Consider the following 19,135-nt stretch of genomic DNA (forward strand, 5'->3'; position numbering starts at 1 on the left):
GCGGCCCGGCTGTGGCGATGCTGCCATGCTAGCCGACTTTGCCCGCGCGTGACGCGCCGGCTGCCTTCAGCGCATCAGCCCTGCCCCACCCGCACGCGCCTTACGCCGCCACTTCTTCCTCGCACAAGGTCAGCTTCGCGCAGCGCTGTCCGTGCAGCTGTGGCAGCAGGAGTTCACTGCGTTCTTCCAGCAGTGCAAACACCTCGTCCTTCGACAGCACGTACTGCTCCAGCAGCGTGTCCTTGAGCGACTCCATCATCAGCTTGTAGTCGCGGATCGCGTCCAGCGTGTAGCTGTACAGAGCATCGGCCTTTTCTTCCACCAGCCGCACCGTGTGCTCGCCGCCGATATCCTTCTGCAACTGGCTGTAGTCGATCTTCGAGCGCGAATACATCGACAGGCGACTCACCATCAGGTTGAGCATCTTGGTGATCTTTTCGATGTCGTTCTGGCTGCCCACCGAAATACCGCGCGGACCGTAGAACATTTCTTCGGCTGCGACGCCGCCGTACAGGCCCACCACGTCGCGCTCGAGCTCTTCCAGCGTGCGCAGCGACATATCTTCGCCCGACTGCAGCACATAGCCCAGCGCACCGATCTTCGACACCGCTTCGGTGCTGATCTTGAGCAGGTGCGAGCGTTCCTTGACTTCGGCCAGCGTCAGGCCCTGGCGCAGGAACGGGTCGATCTGCATGAAGAAGTGGCCCAGCTCGTGCAGGGCGATCCGCTCGCGCTGCTTGTGCTTGTCGAGCGTCGTGGCGCGGTCGGTCAGGCCGATCGTGGCGCGCTCGTAGGCCCGGAACAGCAGGTTCGTATTGATGATCGTCTTTTCCTGGATCGACAGCATGCTGGCGCGTTCGACCACGGTTTCCAGCAGCGCCGGGCTCAGGTTCTGGGTGATCTCGGCGACCTGGTCCAGGTTCAGGTCATTCCAGTCGACGAGGCCATCCTTCTTGCGCGACAGGAAGCTGCGCAGCAGTTCGCGGCGCTCGGCCTTGTTCGGCAGGCGGAAGTTGATCTTGACCGAGAAGCGGCGCAGCATCGCTTCGTCCATCTCGGTCGAGCTGTCATCGAAGTTCGAGGCGACGATCCAGATGACGCCCGCGCCCTTGTCGCTTTTCACGCCGTCCAGCAGACCGAGCATCGTGTTGGCGGTGTCGTCTTCCCATTTCTTTTCGCTGCGCCCGCGCGGCATGAACAGGCTCTGCGCTTCGTCGAGGAAGATGATGCACTTGCCCTTGGCGCAGGCTTTGCGGTGCAAGGCGTTCAGCGCCTTGGAGCCGCCGCCGACATAGCCCGATTCGAGCGCCGAGCCGGACGCCGAAATCATCGGCAGGCCCAGGCGCTTGGCCAGGTAGCCGACGAGCTTGGTCTTGCCGGTACCAGCCGGGCCGGTGAGCATCACGTTGAACGGCTTGTCGATATTGTGCGACTGGTACTCGGCGCGGTTGCGGATCATTTCTTCCAGGTGCAGCACTTCCTGCTTGATGTCTTCCATGCCGATCAGGTCATCCATGCTGCCCTTGAGCTTGTCCGGGCTGATGACCGATGCGCTCATGCCCGTGCCCGGCATGCCGAATTTGATGAGATACAGCACCAGCAGCACGATCGCGATGTTGAACGCGTTCTGCTTGAAGAAGGCGCCGGTGCGCGCCAGCGCGCTTTCGCCTTCGTCCATGACGGCTTCGTGCGCCGCCAGGTAGTCGTCCTTGGCGATCGAATACGGAATCGCGTTCTTGAGCAGCACTTCGCGCTCGAGCGACAGGTGCGAGGTGCTCGGTACCTTGACCACGTTCAGCGCGGCCGAATCCTTGAACTTGTAGATATAACGCGGCGCTTCGGACAGCGGTTTGGCAATCAACAGGTATTCCAGCCGGGCTTTCTGGCTGGCTAATGCGGTAATCTCGGCGATGTTCTGCGAATGGACCACCGGGCGCGCATCCTGCGGCACATTGGATTTGAAGATCGCCAGCGTCACCAGCATGCCCATCAGGATGACGGCGAGGATGCGGACGTAGACGTTCTTGAATGCAATCTGAAGACGGGAAAAATTGGGCATAAGGTGTACTCGTCGAAAATGCGTGAAGCAAAGAGAGACTGGGGTGCCATACCATCGGTAACGGTGGCCGGCGTCGGCAATGGGCCGACGAATTCGAGGTGTTGCAGCTTGCTTTTTGATGCTTGGCGGCAAGGGAGTAAGAAGACTATACCTTCAAAAAAAACCGCCGGGAATACCAAAAAGTCAAAAACGCACGCGATTTAAGGCGAATGAAAGTCTTGATAAGAGAATTGATTATCCGACTGACAGCATTCGTGATGAGTGTGTCAAATAAATCGGAAATACTTGCGAGAACGGCATGATGAAATGCCTGGAGAATGAATACTTATATTGCTGAGCGCTGCATATTTACCACAGTCAACTTTTTCAGACTGCATGCAATCTGGCGTTATCGGTATCGAAAGTGATGGCTATTTCTGCAACTGCTTCATGAAAGGCATGCAGACTGGCGTCGACTGGAAAAACCAGCCGGGGAGAATCGGTCAATAAGATGTATTCCACCAAAGTCGGCAAATACTTATTCAGACAGGCGTCGGTTAATTGGTGCCAGCGCGGCACAGGCCATGCAATTTGATCATCGTATTCCAGTTGCGCGACGTGGCGCCATCACCCAGTCGCTTGCCGAGCGCCGCCGCGGCTGCGCTGTCGAGCAAGCCTTGCGGACACCAGACGTAGACAGCGTGACGTCCGAGCGCCATGCTCTCGGGCGCCCAATCCTGGCCGCACAGGTCGGCCGCGAGCGCGCGTTGCGGCTCGCCTGCCAGCAGGAAGACGAACAGGCGCGCGTGGTCGGTGGCCACGTGCAGCAAGGGGTTGTCGTCAACGATCTCGGCCACTTCATGGCATGCAAACACGAACACCCGCGCACTGACACCCAACTGCAGGGCCATGGCCGCTTCGATCTCTTGCGCCGCATCGTCCGGCGGGACAACGGCGTCGAACACGATATTGCCGCTATTGAGCAGACTGCGCACGCCCGTATGGCCGAGGTCTTCGACCAGTTTGCGCAGGTCGGCCATCGCAATGCGTTTGGCGCGGCCGACGTTCACACCGCGCAGCAGGGCAATGTAGCGCAACCGCCGCGCCGTGTCGGCCCCCATGCTATTGCAACCCTTCCTGGCGCAACGCTTCCTGCACTGCAGGCAGCGTCTTGATGCGCGCATGATAGGCCTGCAACGCCGGCCAGTTATCCAGCGAGAAGCTGGTGAACCCCACCCAGTTCAGGACTGTGAACAGGTAGGCATCGGCCACGGTGAAACTGTTCCCGATCAGGTACCCATCGTCGCCGATCTGGCCCGCCACATACGTCAGTGGCGCCGCCAGCGCTGCCCAGGCCGATTCCTTGGCATCGCTCGACGCGCCCGGTGCGAAGATGGGCGAAAAGCGCTTGTGCAGCTCGGTGGATGTCCACGCCAGCCATTCCATCACTTCGTAGCGCTCGAAGGTGCCGGTGGCAGGCGCCAGCGCGCTTGCCGGCACCTGGTCGGCCACGTATTGCAGGATCACCTGGCTCTCGGTGAGCAGGTGGCCATCTTCCAGCGCCAGCGCCGGCACATAGCCCTTGGGATTGATGGCCCGGAAATCGTCGCCGTCTGCGGTCAGCTTGGTGCGCAGGTTGACGCGCTCGCTGTCGAACGGCAGGCCGGAGGCGATCAGGGCGATACGGGGCGCGAGCGAGCAGGCGCCGGGACTGAAATAGAGTTTCACGGGGTTCCTGAAAATAATGATGGATGGCAAAAGCCTACAGTATTTCGGCACCGCCCTCCAGCCACAAGTCGTGCGGCATGAATGCGACATCTTGCGTCGCCGTCGTGATCGGCCTGCACACCGGTGATACCATCTCCTGAGTATTGAATGGAGGAAACTATGAGCGACGATCACGAGCTGGTCCCGGTGGCCAGCGCCTTGCCGGGCATGGTGCTGTCGGATGAGCTGCTCGACAGCCACGGCCTGGTATTGCTGGCCAAAGGCACGGTCTTGAGCGAGGCGATCATCGCGTCGTTCGCGCGCCATCAGATCGACATGGTGCCGGTGACGCGCGTCGAAGCGCACCGCGCGCCGGATGCAGCAGCAGTGCAAGCGCGGCTCGACATCCTGTTCCGCCGCCACGACCGCGACGACGACAATGACTGGGCCGGCAACCTGCTGCGCCGCTACGTCGAGGATTACCGGCTCGAGCGGCAGGTGGCGCCATGACCCTCGATGAATTGACGGCCGGCCTGGACGACCTGCCCTCGCTGCCTGCCGTCGTGATGGAGCTGCTGGGCAGCATCGACCAGGAAGATGCCGATCTGGCCTTGCTGGCAAAAAAGGTCGCCCTGGATCAGGCGCTGACTGCCAAGACACTGCGCCTGGCCAATTCGTCGGCCTTCGGCCTGCAGGTCAAGGTCACGACGATCCAGCAGGCACTGACGTTCCTCGGCGTGCAAGCCACGCGCAACCTGATCATGGCGGCATCGATCACCGGCTGCTTTCCCAGCGGCCGCTGTCCGGCCTTCAACGACAAGGCCTTCTGGCGCTTGTCGATCGCCACGGCTGCCTGCGCGCGGGTGCTGGCGCGGCACATGCATTTCAATCCGGACGTGGCGTTCACGGCCGGCCTGTTGCACGGCATCGGTCGCCTGGTGCTGGTGACGCGTTATCCCGAGCAATACGACGCCGTCCTGCGCGAACGCGAACGCGTCGATGGCGATCTGCTCGAGACGGAGCGGGCCATGCTGGGTGTTGACCACGTGCTGGCAGGCCGCGCGCTGGCCGAGCACTGGCAATTTTCGGATACGCTGCGCCAGGCCATCGCGTTCCATGGTCAACCGGAGATGCCGGGTGCTGGTTTCCTGGCCACCATCGTGCATGTGGCAAGCGCGGTGGCGCATGCGCTCGATCTGGCAGGCTATGCGCACGAAGTGGTGCCGACCGTGTCGAGTGTCGCCTGGACGGCGCTGGGATTATCCGAGGAAGCGTGGTTGCAGGTGTTCCGCGAGACGGAGCTGCAATTTGAAGAGATGACCGCCATCCTGTTGGCGTAGGCCGCAGGACGGAATCAGGTAGTACGGAGAAAACTGCGGTGCGGCGCCACTCAGGCGGCGCCGCGGCACGCCAACAACGAAGGCATGACAGAAACGTCTGCCATGCCCACGATTTCAGTGCGCATAATTACCGGTTTTTGGCGTCACGTCGCCCGACTGGTTTGCCTGACCCTGTGCTGGCTGACCTGCCTGCTGGGCTGCTGCGGCAGCGGCTGCTGCTGCTTTTTCTTCTGGCTTTGGACGGCCTTGTGCATCCGACAGACGGTACTTGGTGCGGCGATCGCCCATCAGGTCACGCAGGTCACGGATGCTCATGCCCGTCACTTCGTGCATGCGGATCAGCAGCGACGCGCCAACTGGCAGGCGGTGGTGACGAATCTTGCTGATCACGGGTGGCGCCACCTCGAGCATGCGCGACAGCGCAGCGTCGTTCTTCAGCTGCATCTTGCCCAGCAGGATGTCGAGCAGATGGTTCGGGTTGTAACTCTCTTGCGACGACAGAGCGTGATGTTGTTGTGCCATGATATTACCTCACGAGTTGGTTAAAATAGTTCCCTTGTGAACCTTAGTAGAAGACAACATGTCTTCGACTTAAGTTCCCGGAACGTGTTCAGGAATTAAACAGGGCGAATCTGAGTAGTTCCTTAAGAATTCCGGTCTTGCGGTGCACTACGTCGTTTCTGCAAGCGCACTTGTCTTTCAAACAAATTATGGCGGCGCGCGCCGGATCGAGGCCGACCCTGCGCACGTGACTCCTTGTCAGAAATCAAGCTAACGTATGGAAAGCTTGTCACGTTTGCATTTCAGCACATGGGGCCACATTGTGGCGCACGCAAGAGATTTCCCTGATAAATTTTTCCAATCAGAATGATCACGGAACTCTTTGATTTACATAGAGAAATAGTTGATGCACGCGGTGCCATCTTGCCGAGAAAATAAAGTATGTTCGCTAGCGGACATTTAACATTGTAAATAAAACGATAATTACTTTAAGTAAAGGAACTTAACATTCCTTTTGGAATGATTCGTTCTTTCCTGCCCGTGTTTTTTTCGGGTCAATACCGAATTACGGTAAACTGATCCCCCAGCCTTGTCGGCACAGCAATTCGTCCCCAACTACCCTCTCCATGCAGAAAAAAGTCTTTATCAAAACCTTCGGTTGCCAGATGAACGAGTACGACTCGGACAAGATGGTCGATGTCCTTGGCGCCTCGGACGGGTTGGTACGCACCGACAAGCCGGAAGACGCGGACGTCATCCTGCTCAACACGTGCTCGATCCGTGAAAAAGCACAAGAGAAAGTGTTCTCCGATCTTGGCCGCCTGCGTGAACTCAAGCGCAACAAGCCGGACCTCGTCATTGGCGTGGGCGGCTGTGTCGCTTCGCAAGAAGGCCAGGCCATCATCAAGCGCGCGCCGTTCGTCGATGTCGTGTTCGGCCCGCAAACGCTGCACCGCCTGCCCAAGCTGATCAGCGACCGGCGCGCATCGGGCGTGGCCCAGGTCGATATCGCCTTCCCTGAAATCGAAAAGTTCGACCACCTGCCGCCGGCCAAGGTTGACGGCCCGGTGGCGTATGTGTCGATCATGGAAGGTTGCAGCAAGTACTGCAGCTACTGCGTCGTGCCGTACACCCGCGGCGAAGAAGTCTCGCGCCGCTTCGAGGACGTGCTGACCGAGGTCGCGGGCCTGGCCGCGCAAGGTGTCAAGGAAATCATGCTGCTGGGCCAGAACGTGAATGCGTTCCGCGGCACCATGGAAAACGGCGAGATCGCCGACTTTGCGCTGCTGCTTGAATACATCGCCGAGATTCCCGGCGTCGAGCGCCTGCGCTTCGTGACCAGCCACCCGAAGGAATTCAGCCAGCGCCTGATCGAGGCCTACGCCAAGATCCCGCAACTGGTGAACCACCTGTACCTGCCAGTGCAACATGGCTCGGACCGGATCCTGTCGGCCATGAAGCGCGGCTACACGGGCCTCGAATACAAATCGATCATCCGCCGCATCCGTGCGGTGCGTCCCGACATCACGTTCTCGTCCGACTTCATCGTGGGCTTTCCCGGCGAGACCGAGGCCGACTTCGAAGCCATGATGAAACTGGTGGCCGACGTCAATTTCGACAACAGCTTCAGCTTCATCTTCAGCAAGCGTCCCGGCACGCCGGCCGCGAATCTTGAAGACGATACGCCGCACGAAGTCAAGCTGGCGCGCCTGCAGCGCCTGCAAGCCCTGATCGACGCCAACACCCGCAAGCACAGCGCCGCCATGGTCGGCACCGTGCAGCGCGTGCTGGTCGAAGGGTATGCCAAGAAAGATGTAACTCAGCTCCAGGGCCGCGCCGAGAATAACCGCGTGGTTCTTTTCCCCGTGGATGCGGCCAGTGTCCAGCACATCGGCCAGCTGGTCGATGTGCGCATCAGCGCCAGCCACGATTATTATTTGCGCGGCGAACTCGTCGCCAACCTTGATACGATTGCCATCGCCAGTTGAAAACACAGCCAACCCAGCCCTCGTACTTCATTCCTGAGCCGCTCGACAACACGCGGCTTGCCCACCTGTGCGGTCCACTCGATGAAAACCTGCGCCAGATCTCGGCCGCGCTCGACGTGACCGTATTTCGCCGTGGCGAGAAATTCATCGTCACCGGCGACAACGCCGAGCGCGCCGTCGAATTGCTCGAACGCTTCTACGCGGTCGCCAACAAGGTCGTGCCGATCGAAGAAGTGCAGCTGGCCCTGGTCGAGCAGCGCGCCGGCATCAAGCCGCGCAGCCTCGACGCACCGGGCGGCGAGCCGCGCGCCATCAAGGGCGTCAAGGCGGTCAAGGCCGTACCCGACATGGCGCAGGACGACGTTGCGCCCAATGACACCGACAGCCCGGCCCTGAGAACCCGCCGCAGCGACCTGCGCGGGCGCACGCCGCACCAGATCCAGTACCTCAACGATGTGCTGAACCACGACATCGCCTTTGGTGTGGGCCCGGCCGGTACCGGCAAGACCTACCTGGCCGTGGCCTGCGCCGTGGACGCGCTCGAACGCGACGCCGTCAAGCGCATCATCCTGACCCGTCCGGCAGTCGAGGCCGGCGAGCGCCTGGGCTTCCTGCCGGGCGACCTGGCGCAAAAGGTCGACCCGTACCTGCGTCCGCTGTACGACGCGCTGTACGACCTGCTCGGCTTCGACCGTACGCAAAAGCTGTTCGAAAAGCAGGTCATCGAGATCGCCCCGCTGGCCTACATGCGCGGACGCACGCTGAACCACGCGTTCGTCATCCTCGATGAGGCGCAGAACACGACCGTCGAGCAGATGAAGATGTTCCTGACCCGTATCGGCTTTGGCAGCAAGGCCGTGATCACGGGCGACGTGACCCAGGTCGACCTGCACAAGAACCAGCGCAGCGGCCTGGTCGACGCCATGCACGTGCTCAGGGATGTGCGCGGCATTGCCTTTTCCCAGTTCTCGAGCGTGGACGTGGTGCGCCACCCGCTGGTCGGGCGCATCATCGATGCCTACGAATCCGATAATTCGGTACAGGAACTGGCCGATCTCCCCAAACCGATCCCGGTGAAAAATGCAAGAAAAAAAACATCCGCTTGAACTCGAGGTGCAGTTCGCCGACCCGCGTCTGGAAAGCCTGCTGCCCGAGGCCACGCTGCGCACCTGGGTCGAGTCTGCCCTGCTCGGCCCGGCCGAACTGACGATCCGGTTTGTCGACGCGGCCGAAGGCCAGGCGCTGAACCTCGCGTATCGGGGCAAGGACTACGCGACCAACGTCCTCACCTTCGCCTACAACGAAGATGAAGACCTGGCCGAGGACGATCCGGTCAAGGCCGACATCGTCCTGTGCACCGACGTGCTGCAGCGCGAAGCCGACGAGCAAAAGAAAACGGTCGAGGAACACACGGCGCACCTGGTCGTGCACGGCGTACTGCACGCGCAGGGCTGGGACCACGACAACGATGACGATGCCGAAGAAATGGAACAGTTCGAGCGCGACATCATGGAAGTGCTGGGGTTCCCGGATCCGTATGCGGACTAAGTGAAGACAGCTTGAACGTCAGCCTGACATGAGCGGCGGCGCACCTGCCGCTCAGGCCGCACGCCTGCATCAAAAACAGGCAATGTGCCTTTTGGTGTATCCTACGCCCATCGCAACAACGGCTTCTCGCCAACTATGCCCGAGTATCCCAGTGACGTCCGTCCGGACGCCAAACCCCATCGGTCCCTGCTGGAAAGGTTGACCGCATTCATCTCCCCCGAGCCTGAAAACCGCGCAGAGCTGCTTGAAGTCCTGCACGACGCCCACGAACGCAACCTTCTCGATGCCGACGCCCTGTCGATGATCGAAGGCGTGTTCCAGGTGTCCGACCTGTCCGCGCGCGACATCATGGTGCCCCGTTCCCAGATGGACGTGATCGATATCACGAAGCCCATCGAAGAGTGGATGCCCTACGTGCTCGAGACCGCCCACTCCCGCTTCCCGGCCATTGAAGGCGAACGCGACAAGGTCGTGGGCATCCTGCTGGCCAAGGATTTGCTGCGCTATTACGCCGAAGAATCGTTCGACGTGCGTACCAAACTGCGCCCGGCCGTGTTCATTCCTGAATCGAAACGCCTGAACGTGTTGCTGCGCGACTTCCGCGCCAACCACAATCACATGGCGATCGTGGTCGACGAGTATTCCGGCGTGGCCGGCCTGATCACGATTGAAGACGTGCTCGAGCAGATCGTCGGCGACATCGAAGACGAATACGATTTCGACGAAGAAGAAGACAACGTGATCTCGATCCGCGAAGGCCAGCTCGGTCCGCGCTGGCGCGTCAAGGCGCTGACCGAGATCGAACAGTTCAACGACGAAGTCGGCACCAATCTGCCGGACGACGACGTCGACACCGTCGGCGGTCTGGTCGCCAGCCACCTCGGCCACATGCCCCACAAGGGCGAAGTGGTCGATCTGCACGGTGTGCGCTTCGAAGTGCTGCGCGCCGACGCGCGCCAGATCCACGTCCTGCTGGTCGAAAAACTGCCATTGGCGGACGACGAACACGACTGATGCTGCGTCGCCGTACCTCTCCAGCCGCAGCGCCGATTCCGGCGCTGCGCGCCAACAAGCCCTCGGCCCTGCTGCTGCTGGGTGCCGCACTTGCCGGCGCCTCGTCCCTGCTGTCATTCCAGCCGGTGGGCTGGTGGCCACTGCAATTCCTGTCCCTCGCCTGGCTGTTCTACCAGGTCGGCATGAGTCCGTCCGTCAAGCGCGCCACGCTGATCGGCTGGGCGTTCGGCTTTGGCTGGACGCTGGCCGGCGTGCACTGGCTGTATGTCTTCATGACCGATTTCGCCCACTTGCCGGCCGTGCTGGCGATAGTGGGCTTGACGCTGCTGTGCCTGTACATGGGCCTGTGGGGCGCATTCACGGCGGGCGTGGCGACCTGGCTGCGCCGCCGCTGGTCGTTGCCGGTGGCCGCCTTCCTGCTGCTGGTGCTGCCCGTGACCTGGGGCGTGTCGGAATGGCTGCGCGGCTGGGTGTTTACCGGTTTTCCGTGGGCCTCGTCGGGCTACGCACATGATCTCGCGCCACTGGCCGGTTATGCGCCGCTGATCGGCGTGTACGGCATGGGCATCGTCGTGGGCGTCATTGCCGGTTGTTTCGCGATGCTAACCCAGCGCGCGCGCTGGCCGGCAATGGGTTTGATGGCTGCCCTGCTGCTGGGCGGCGCAGGTCTGCGCACGGTCGAATGGACGCAGGATGTCGGCCAGCCGATCAGCGTGCGCCTGCTGCAAGGCAATATCGCGCAAGACCGCAAGTTCGACGCCGAATTCCTGAACAGTATCCTCACGCGTTATCAGGGCCTGATCACGGCCGCACCGGCCGACCTGATCGCCACGCCCGAAACGGCGATCCCGACCTTCCCGCAACACCTGCCCGACGGTTACCTGGCCGGTCTGCAGCGTTACGCCACCACCAGCGGCAGCACGCTGGCCATCGGCATGCCGCTGCTCGACGGTCCGGGCAAATATGGCAACAGCTTGGTCACGCTGACGCCGCAACCCCAGGCCACCGTGTACCGCTACGACAAGGCGCACCTGGTGCCGTTCGGCGAATTCATCCCACCGGGTTTCCGCTGGGTGACGGACATGCTCGACATTCCGCTGAACGACGCCACCCGTGGCGCCGCGCTGCAGGCGCCGTTCGCCGTCAAGGACCAGCTGGTGCTGCCGAATATCTGCTATGAAGACGTGTTCGGCGAAGAGATCGCCTACCAGCTGCGCAACGCGCCGCAACCGGCGACGCTGCTGCTGAACGTGTCGAACCTGTCGTGGTACGGCCAGTCGGTGGCGATCCCGCAGCACCTGCAGATTTCGCGCATGCGCACGCTGGAAACGGGCCGCCCGATGCTGCGCGCGACCAACGACGGTGCCACCGCCATCATCGACCGCCGCGGCAATCTCACGCACGCGCTGCCGTTCTACACGGACGGCGTGCTCGCCGCCACCGTGCGCGGCGCGACCGGCATGACGCCGTTCATTCGTTTGGGGAGCGCGTCGTTCCTGCTGCTGGGGGCATTCATGCTGCTTGGCGCGTGGTTTGCCGGGCGGCGTTATCTGCGCAAGAAAGCGTAAGGTGGACGGCATCGCCGCCCACCCCGCCCAAATCCCTTCCCAGAGGGTACGAAAAATTCAGTAGAATTGGCCATTTGGCAAACATACCGCGTTCACGGCCTACGGGCCGCGTCCCACTCGACATGCTCACATTCCAGCAAATCATCCTCACCCTGCAGTCCTACTGGGACAAACAGGGTTGCGCACTGCTCCAGCCCTACGACATGGAAGTCGGCGCCGGCACCTTCCACACCGGTACCTTCCTGCGCGCGATCGGCCCGGAGCCTTGGCGCGCCGCCTATGTGCAGCCATCGCGCCGCCCGAAGGATGGCCGCTACGGCGAGAACCCGAACCGCCTGCAGCACTATTACCAGTTCCAGGTTGCGCTGAAACCGGCGCCCGAGAATATCCTCGACCTGTATCTCGGTTCGCTCGAGGCACTGGGCCTGGACCTGAAAAAGAACGACGTGCGCTTCGTCGAGGATGACTGGGAAAGCCCGACGCTGGGCGCCTGGGGCCTGGGCTGGGAAGTCTGGCTCAACGGCATGGAAGTCACGCAGTTCACCTACTTCCAGCAAGTGGGCGGGCTCGATTGCAAGCCGGTGCTGGGCGAGATCACGTACGGCATCGAGCGCCTGGCGATGTACCTGCAGGGCGTCGAGAACGTGTACGACCTGGTCTGGACCGAATGGCAGGAAGACGGCAAGACCAAGAGCCTGAGCTACGGCGACGTGTTCCACCAGAACGAGGTCGAGCAGTCGACCTATAACTTCGAACACTCCAATACCGAGATGCTGTTCCAGGCATTTGCGAACCACGAATCGGAAGCCAAGCGTCTGGTCGAACTGGCGCTCACGCTGCCGGCCTACGAGCAGATCATGAAGGCCTCGCACAGCTTCAACCTGCTGGACGCGCGCGGCGCCATTTCCGTGACCGAGCGCGCCGCCTACATCGGCCGCGTGCGCACGCTGTCGCGCCTGGTGGCGCAAGCCTATTACGACTCGCGCGAAAAGCTGGGCTTCCCGATGGTACCCAAAGCTGACGTCACCGCTGCTTGATAAGAACAGAACAGACCATGAACCAAACACTCCTCGTCGAACTGCAGACCGAAGAACTGCCGCCGAAGGCGCTCGTCAAGCTGGGCGCCGCCTTTGCCGCCAGCATCGCGAATGGCCTCAAGGCGCGCGACTTCCTCGAAGCCGACAGCGTCGTCACCACCTACGCCACGCCGCGCCGCCTGGCCGTCTCGATCACGAACGTGCGCGATACGTCACCTGACAAAGCGATCCGCGAAAAAGTGCTGCCGGTGACGGTGGCGCTGGACAAGGAAGGCAACCCAAGTGCGCCGCTGGCCAAGAAGCTGGCCGCACTGGGCTTTCCTGACCTGACGATCGACCAGCTCGAACGCGCCCCGGACGGCAAGACCGAAAGCTTCTTCTACACCTACACCGCCGCTGGCAGTGCGCTCACCGGCGCGCTGCAGGACGTCTTGCAAGACGCCGTGAACAAGCTGCCGATCCCGAAGCTCATGAGCTACCAGCGCCCGAATGGCGATACCGTGCAGTTCGTGCGCCCGGTGCACCGCCTGCTCGCGCTGCACGGCGAACAGGTGCTGCCACTGACGCTGCTCGGCTTGACCGCTGGCCGCGAGACCGCCGGCCACCGCTTCCTGTCGCATGGCGGCGCGATCACGATCGCGCATGCCGACGCGTACGCGAACACGCTGGAAACCGAGGGCAAGGTCATCACGTCGCCGCAGGCGCGCAAGGACAGCATCCGCGCCCAGCTGCTGGAGCAGGCCGGCGCCGACCAGGTCCTGATGCCCGAGTCGCTGCTCGATGAAGTTGCGGCCCTGGTCGAATGGCCGGTCGTCTATGAATGCCGCTTCGAAGAAGAATTTCTGGCCGTGCCGCAGGAATGCCTGATCCTGACGATGCAGACGAACCAGAAGTACTTCGCGCTGACGGATGCCGACGGCAAGCTGCGCTCGCGCTTTCTGATCGTGTCGAACATCGCCACCGACGACCCGACCGCGATCGTCGGCGGCAACGAGCGCGTCGTGCGCCCGCGCCTGTCGGACGCCAAGTTCTTCTTCGAGCAGGACAAGAAGAAAACGCTCGAGTCGCGCCTGCCGGCGCTCAGCAACGTCGTGTACCACAACAAACTGGGCTCGCAGGCCGAACGCAGCGAGCGCGTGACCAAGCTGGCCATGTACATCGCCACGCGCCTGGGCTTTGACGCGTCGCTCGCCGAACGCGGTGCGCGCCTGTCGAAGGCCGACCTGTTGACCGACATGGTTGGCGAGTTCCCGGAACTGCAAGGCATCATGGGCACGTACTACGCGCGCCACGATGGCGAGCACGATGAAGTGGCGCGCGCGGCGTCCGAGCACTACCAGCCGCGCTTTGCCGGCGACACCCTGCCAACCACGGATACCGGCCTGGCCGTCGCACTGGCCGACAAGCTCGAAACGCTCGTGGGCATCTGGGCCATCGGCCTGCAGCCAACCGGCGAAAAAGACCCGTTCGCGCTGCGCCGCCATGCGCTGGGCATCATGCGCATGCTGGTCGAAAAGCGCCTGCCGCTCGAACTGTCCGACATGCTGCGCGATGCCGTCACGACGTTTGCCGACCAGCCGGCGTTCAAGGACCCGAGTGCCGAGGTCACGGCCTTCATGCTCGACCGCCTGCGCGGCCTGCTGCGCGACCGGGGCTTCTCGCCGAACGAAGTCGAAGCCGTGCTGGCCCAAAACCCGGACCGCGTCGACGACGTCGTGCAGCGCCTGGAAGCCGTGCAGGCGTTTGCTGCGCTGCCCGAAGCCGCATCGCTCGCCGCCGCCAACAAGCGCATCACCAACATCCTCAAGAAGAACGAGGAAGCACTGGCGCAAGCCGGCGCGGTCGATCCGGCCCTGCTGCAAGACCAGGCCGAGAAAGACCTGGCCGCTGCCGTCACGCGCGTGCAGCCGGCCGTCGATGCGGCGTTTGCTGCAGGCGACTTTGCCGGCACGCTCAAGACGCTGGCAGAGCTGCGCGAGCCGGTCGACGCGTTCTTCAACGACGTGATGGTGATGGCCGACGACATTGCGCTGCGCAACAACCGCCTGGCGTTGCTGGCGTCGTTGCACGGCATGATGAACCGCGTGGCCGACATCTCGAAGCTGGCGACGTAAGCACGGCATGCAGGCACCCCCGATGAAACTCATCATTCTCGACCGGGACGGCGTGATCAACCACGACTCGCCCGACTTCATCAAGTCGCCGGCCGAGTGGATCCCGATCCCCGGCTCGCTCGAGGCCATCGCCCGCCTGAACCAGGCAGGCTATCGGGTGGTGCTGGCCACGAACCAGTCGGGCATTGCGCGCGGCCTGTTCGACATCGCCACGCTCAACGCCATCCACGCCAAGATGCACGCGGCCGCGCAGCTGGTGGGCGCCGACATCGACGCCATCTTCTTTTGCCCGCACGCGGCGCTCGACGCCTGCGACTGCCGCAAGCCCAAGTCGGGCATGTTCGAAGAAATCGGCAAGCGCTTCAAGATCAACCTGAAAGGCGTGCCGACCGTGGGCGACTCGCTGCGCGATCTGCAGGCGGGCTTCAACCGTGGCTGCACGCCCTACCTGGTCCTGACGGGCAAGGGCGAGCGCACGCAGATGACCGGCGGCCTGCCGCCCGGCACCAGGGTCTACCCGGACCTGGCCGCGATGGTCAGCGCCCTGCTCAAGCCCACCAGCGCCACTGGTGCTGGCGCTGCCCACACGTCATAATCAATACAACACCACGATAAGAATAACCAGATCGTTTTGTCCGGAGCCCCTTTGCGTAATTTCAGTCTGTTTCTGCGTTCCCTGCTGTTCACGATCGTCATGATGGTGGCGACGATCATCTGGGCTTCACTGTGCTTCCTGGCAGCCCCCCTGCCTTACAACCAGCGCTTCTGGTTCACCTCGCGCTGGAACGTCTTCATCATCTGGTGCGCGCGCGTCATCTGCGGCATCCGCTACGAATTCAAGGGCTACGACAACCTGCCCGACGCGCCGGCCATCGTGCTCTCGAAGCACCAGTCGGCATGGGAAACGATCTTTTTGCTGCCGAACCTGACGCGTCCCCTGGTCTACGTCTTCAAGAAGGAAATCCTGTACATCCCGTTCTTCGGCTGGGCCATGGGTTTGCTGCGCATGATCCCGATCGACCGCAAGCAGGGCAAGAACGCGTTCTCGCACGTGGTGCGCCACGGTAAACGCCGCCTGGCCGATGGCCAGTGGATTATCATGTTCCCCGAAGGTACCCGCATCCCGGTGGGCCGCAAGGGCAAGTACAAGAGCGGCGGCGCGCGCCTGGCGGTCGAGACCCAGGCAGTGGTGGTGCCGATCGCGCATAATTCGGGCGAGTGCTGGCCCAAGAATTCGTTCATCAAACGGCCCGGAACGATCACGGTATCGGTCGGCAAACCGATATCGCCGCAAGGCCATACCCCTGACAGCTTGATGCAAGAGGTAGAAAATTGGATAGAATCGGAAATGCGCGTCATTTCGCCCCACGCCTACAAAGGTGGTTGAGCGACGTTAGCACCCAGATCAGGAATTCGCGTCCGCAGCAAACGGCGGCGTCGTCGAAGATCGACGGCGACCAGCTCGAACTGTTTGCACAAGAATTCTTTGCGGCGCTCAAGCCTTCCGACAGGCCGGGGCCGCCGTCCCAGCCATTGTTCAAGGCGCCGCCGGCGCCGCCCCGCACCAGGCTTCCTTCGCCGCCCGTCGGCCCGCAAGACCCTCCCCTCAAACGCATCGCGCTCGGCCAGCATTACGTCGACTACGCGCTGCGCCGTTCGTCGCGCCGCTCGATCGGCTTCATGATCGACGATGACGGCCTGCGCGTGACGGCGCCGCGCCGCGTGACGCAGGACGACATCGAAAACGCGCTGCGCGCCAAGAGCCGCTGGATCATCACCAAGCTGCTCGAACGGGGCGAGCGGCGCGAACTGCGCCAGCAACGCGCGCCGGTCGTCTGGGTCGACGGCGCCCTGCTGCCGTTCATGGGCGGGGAGATCACGCTGCGCCTCGAACCGGCCACGCGCAGCCATTGCCGCTTCGACGAAACGACGCGTGAACTGGCGATCGGCGTGGTACCCGGGCTGGCCGAGTGGCAGCTCAAGGAACGGGTCAAGCTGTGGTTCCAGGCCGAGGCCAAGCGCGTGTTCACCGAGCGCCTGGACCATTACGCGCCACGTCTGAACGTGCGCTACAAGACCTGCACGCTGTCGTCGGCCGGTTCACGCTGGGGTTCGTGCACGGTGGGCGGCAGCATTCGCCTGAACTGGCGCCTGATCCACTATCCGCTCGCGTTGATCGACTACGTGGTGGCGCACGAGCTGGCGCACCTGCGCGAGATGAACCACAGCCCGGCGTTCTGGGCGACGGTGGCCGAGGTGTATCCGGATTACGATGGCGCGCGCCTGGCGCTGCGCAAGCAGTCGCACCAGATGCCGGTATTGTTTGAGGAGTAGCCAGGCGAGTCGGCAGGCCGCCGCCTGCCGGCTGCATGCCGGTCAGTGCAGACTCAGTGCAAACTCAATGCATGGCGCGCCGCCGCCAGATCGCGCATGGTGGCGGTCTGTTGCTGCGACAGGCAGCGAAACGGGATCGGCAATGTACCGCGTTTGAGCACCATCATGAAGCCGCGCGAGTAGGTGCGCACGGCGGCCACGTCGGCCCACTCGATCAGCGTCACGCCGCCACTGGTGCGCACGATGCCGTGGGCGTCGATGGTGAATTCATAGGTGCGGCGCCCGCGACCGAGCAATACGAAGTTGAGCCCCGCGCTCAGCGTGCTGCGCAGGCGCAGCAAAAAGCTGGCAGGCCAGCGCACGCGCCGGCGACGAATCAGGAAGCCCCCGTGCTGCCACATGAAGCTGACGTATTCGCTCAGCGAATAGCGGACGAAAAAATGCAATGCATCGAGCGGTACGACACTTGCCGCTTGCTGCTTTGCCGGCGCGTGGTCGGCCAGGCCTGAGCCCAGGATCGTTCCCAGCGTGTCGACTGCCCCTTCCTGGACCCGAAGAGACACTGGCTCTCCATCACTGCCCGGTGTCGCGCGATTCAATGACAACATGGCGCATCCCCTATAGTTTTGTAGCGTGCAGATGGGAATGGTAACAAAACCTACCCAATAAGCCGTTGCACGAGTTCAACAGTGCGCAGGGTTGCCCCGCGGTGGCGCCCGGCGAAGGCCAGCGCCCTGGCGCCCATTGCCGCGCGCGCCGCATCGTCGTGCAGCAGCCGCGCGGCTTCCCTGACGAGCGCAGCGGCGTCCGGCACGCGCAAGGCAGCGCCGCCATCGACGGCGTCGATCGTGGCGTCGAGAAAGTTGAACGTGTGTTCGCCTACCAGCACCGGCTTGCCCAGTGCGCAGGCTTCGATCAGATTCTGGCCGCCCAGCGGCAGCAGGCTGCCGCCGATGTAGGCGCAGTCACAGGCGGCGTAATAGGCGAACATCTCGCCCATCGAGTCGCCCAACAGCACGTCGGCGTCGATGGCGGCGGTATTGTCACCATCCAGCCGCGAGCGGCGTGCAAGCGTCAAACCGCTGGCCTCGACCAGCTTCGCCACGTCGTCGAAACGCTGCGGATGGCGTGGCACCAGCAACAGCAACGCGTGCTGCGGCTTGTCGCGGTTCTGCCGCCAGGCGTCCAGGATCAGCGCTTCTTCGCCTTCGCGCGTGCTCGCACACAAAAACACCGGGCGGCGCGCCGCGCCATCAATGCGCGTGCGCAGCCAGGCGCCCTTCTCCAGCGCGCTCGGTGGCGGCACGATGTCGAACTTGACGCTGCCGGTAACGACAACGTTCGGTGCCCCCAGCGACGCAATGCGCGCCGCATCGGCATCGGTCTGCGCCGCGACCAGCGTGAACGAGCGCGCGGCCTCCAGCATCACGGCGCCGGCCTTGCGGCCCCGCTTGAGCGAGCGCTCGGACAGGCGCGCATTGGCCAGCACGACCGGCACGCCTTGCTGCGTGCAGGCGTGGATCAGGTTTGGCCAGACCTCGGTTTCCATCAGGATGCAGGCGCGTGGGCGATAACGGCGCAGGAAGCGCGTCGTCATCCATCCCGTGTCGTAGGGTAGATAGGCTTGCACGACGCGCTCGCCGTGGCGCGCAAACAGGTCGCGCCCGGTGGCGCGGCCGGTCGGCGTCATGTGGGTCAGCAGGATCCGGCAATCGGGATACGCCAGCAGCAGCGCATCGACCAGCGGCTCGCTGGCGCGCGTCTCGCCCACCGACACCGCATGCACCATGATCGTGGGCTGTTCGCCAGCCGCTGGGCCGCCCAGGGACAGGCGTTCATCCCAATGCGCGCGGTAGCCCGGCTCCTTGCGGCCACGCCACCACAGCCGGGCCAGCACGGCCGGCATGGCCAGCCACCACAGGCTTGAGTACAGCGTGCGGTTCATG

Annotated in this window: 18 protein-coding genes; 12 read left to right on the forward strand and 6 right to left on the reverse strand. The window is 62.9% G+C overall.

Going from position 1 to position 19,135, the window contains the following annotated elements:
* Positions 1-100: 100 nt before the first annotated feature.
* From AC56LW_RS05785 to gstA, 3 genes are all read right to left on the reverse strand, one after another.
* Positions 101-2,059 (reverse strand): AAA family ATPase, encoded by a 1,959-nt coding sequence (locus AC56LW_RS05785; protein ID WP_332532304.1) that lies wholly within the window; start codon positions 2,057-2,059, stop codon positions 101-103.
* A 536-nt stretch (positions 2,060-2,595) separates the two neighbouring features.
* On the reverse strand, positions 2,596-3,159 hold the full coding sequence (locus tag AC56LW_RS05790; protein WP_499632624.1) for a DUF1697 domain-containing protein: 564 nt from the start codon (positions 3,157-3,159) through the stop codon (positions 2,596-2,598).
* Between the two features lies 1 nt (position 3,160).
* Positions 3,161-3,766, reverse strand: coding sequence for a glutathione transferase GstA (gene gstA, locus AC56LW_RS05795; RefSeq protein ID WP_499632627.1), 606 nt, complete (start codon positions 3,764-3,766; stop codon positions 3,161-3,163).
* A 159-nt stretch (positions 3,767-3,925) separates the two neighbouring features.
* On the opposite strand from gstA, the gene AC56LW_RS05800 reads away from it, so the two are divergent.
* Together AC56LW_RS05800 and AC56LW_RS05805 are read left to right on the forward strand one after the other, a co-directional pair.
* Positions 3,926-4,255, forward strand: a complete 330-nt coding sequence (locus AC56LW_RS05800) for a hypothetical protein (RefSeq protein ID WP_499632629.1) — start codon at positions 3,926-3,928, stop codon at positions 4,253-4,255.
* Positions 4,252-5,085 (forward strand): HDOD domain-containing protein, encoded by an 834-nt coding sequence (locus AC56LW_RS05805; protein WP_499632632.1) that lies wholly within the window; start codon positions 4,252-4,254, stop codon positions 5,083-5,085. Before AC56LW_RS05800 ends, AC56LW_RS05805 begins: the two co-directional genes overlap by 4 nt.
* A gap of 114 nt (positions 5,086-5,199) precedes the next feature.
* Here AC56LW_RS05805 and AC56LW_RS05810 read toward each other — a convergent pair whose 3' ends face one another.
* Complete coding sequence (locus AC56LW_RS05810; protein ID WP_183556342.1) at positions 5,200-5,607, reverse strand: hypothetical protein; 408 nt, start codon at positions 5,605-5,607, stop codon at positions 5,200-5,202.
* Between the two features lie 605 nt (positions 5,608-6,212).
* On the opposite strand from AC56LW_RS05810, the gene miaB reads away from it, so the two are divergent.
* The 10 genes from miaB to AC56LW_RS05860 all read left to right on the forward strand — a co-directional run bounded on the left by miaB (position 6,213) and on the right by AC56LW_RS05860 (position 17,189).
* Complete coding sequence (miaB, locus tag AC56LW_RS05815; protein ID WP_499632635.1) at positions 6,213-7,574, forward strand: tRNA (N6-isopentenyl adenosine(37)-C2)-methylthiotransferase MiaB; 1,362 nt, start codon at positions 6,213-6,215, stop codon at positions 7,572-7,574.
* Positions 7,571-8,680 (forward strand): PhoH family protein, encoded by a 1,110-nt coding sequence (locus AC56LW_RS05820; RefSeq protein ID WP_332532298.1) that lies wholly within the window; start codon positions 7,571-7,573, stop codon positions 8,678-8,680. Before miaB ends, AC56LW_RS05820 begins: the two co-directional genes overlap by 4 nt.
* Positions 8,655-9,122 carry an rRNA maturation RNase YbeY gene (ybeY, locus tag AC56LW_RS05825; protein ID WP_183556339.1) on the forward strand — a complete coding sequence of 156 codons (468 nt, stop codon included), beginning with the start codon at positions 8,655-8,657 and terminating at the stop codon, positions 9,120-9,122. Before AC56LW_RS05820 ends, ybeY begins: the two co-directional genes overlap by 26 nt.
* A 135-nt stretch (positions 9,123-9,257) precedes the next feature.
* Positions 9,258-10,136: a CorC family transporter gene (locus tag AC56LW_RS05830; protein WP_183556338.1), complete on the forward strand. Its 879-nt coding sequence runs from the start codon at positions 9,258-9,260 to the stop codon at positions 10,134-10,136.
* Positions 10,136-11,704 carry an apolipoprotein N-acyltransferase gene (lnt, locus tag AC56LW_RS05835; RefSeq protein WP_499632638.1) on the forward strand — a complete coding sequence of 523 codons (1,569 nt, stop codon included), beginning with the start codon at positions 10,136-10,138 and terminating at the stop codon, positions 11,702-11,704. The genes AC56LW_RS05830 and lnt overlap by 1 nt, the downstream gene beginning before the upstream one ends.
* 122 nt (positions 11,705-11,826) lie before the next feature.
* Positions 11,827-12,741, forward strand: a complete 915-nt coding sequence (glyQ, locus tag AC56LW_RS05840) for a glycine--tRNA ligase subunit alpha (protein WP_183556336.1) — start codon at positions 11,827-11,829, stop codon at positions 12,739-12,741.
* Between the two features lie 17 nt (positions 12,742-12,758).
* Positions 12,759-14,855 carry a glycine--tRNA ligase subunit beta gene (gene glyS, locus AC56LW_RS05845; RefSeq protein ID WP_499632641.1) on the forward strand — a complete coding sequence of 699 codons (2,097 nt, stop codon included), beginning with the start codon at positions 12,759-12,761 and terminating at the stop codon, positions 14,853-14,855.
* A 22-nt stretch (positions 14,856-14,877) separates the two neighbouring features.
* Positions 14,878-15,450 (forward strand): D-glycero-beta-D-manno-heptose 1,7-bisphosphate 7-phosphatase, encoded by a 573-nt coding sequence (gene gmhB / locus AC56LW_RS05850; RefSeq protein WP_332532293.1) that lies wholly within the window; start codon positions 14,878-14,880, stop codon positions 15,448-15,450.
* 51 nt (positions 15,451-15,501) lie between these two features.
* Positions 15,502-16,242, forward strand: a complete 741-nt coding sequence (locus tag AC56LW_RS05855; protein ID WP_332532292.1) for a lysophospholipid acyltransferase family protein — start codon at positions 15,502-15,504, stop codon at positions 16,240-16,242.
* A complete protein-coding gene (locus AC56LW_RS05860) occupies positions 16,239-17,189 on the forward strand; it encodes a M48 family metallopeptidase (RefSeq protein WP_499632644.1) in 951 nt (316 codons plus the stop codon). Before AC56LW_RS05855 ends, AC56LW_RS05860 begins: the two co-directional genes overlap by 4 nt.
* A gap of 53 nt (positions 17,190-17,242) precedes the next feature.
* Here the strand turns inward: AC56LW_RS05860 and AC56LW_RS05865 are convergent, their stop codons facing one another.
* Positions 17,243-17,752 (reverse strand): YcxB family protein, encoded by a 510-nt coding sequence (locus AC56LW_RS05865; protein WP_332532290.1) that lies wholly within the window; start codon positions 17,750-17,752, stop codon positions 17,243-17,245.
* 95 nt (positions 17,753-17,847) lie between these two features.
* Positions 17,848-19,134 (reverse strand): lipid IV(A) 3-deoxy-D-manno-octulosonic acid transferase, encoded by a 1,287-nt coding sequence (gene waaA / locus AC56LW_RS05870; RefSeq protein ID WP_499632647.1) that lies wholly within the window; start codon positions 19,132-19,134, stop codon positions 17,848-17,850.
* Between the last annotated feature and the right edge of the window lies 1 nt (position 19,135).

The sequence above is a fragment of the Telluria sp. LT2P80 genome, from assembly GCF_059685955.1.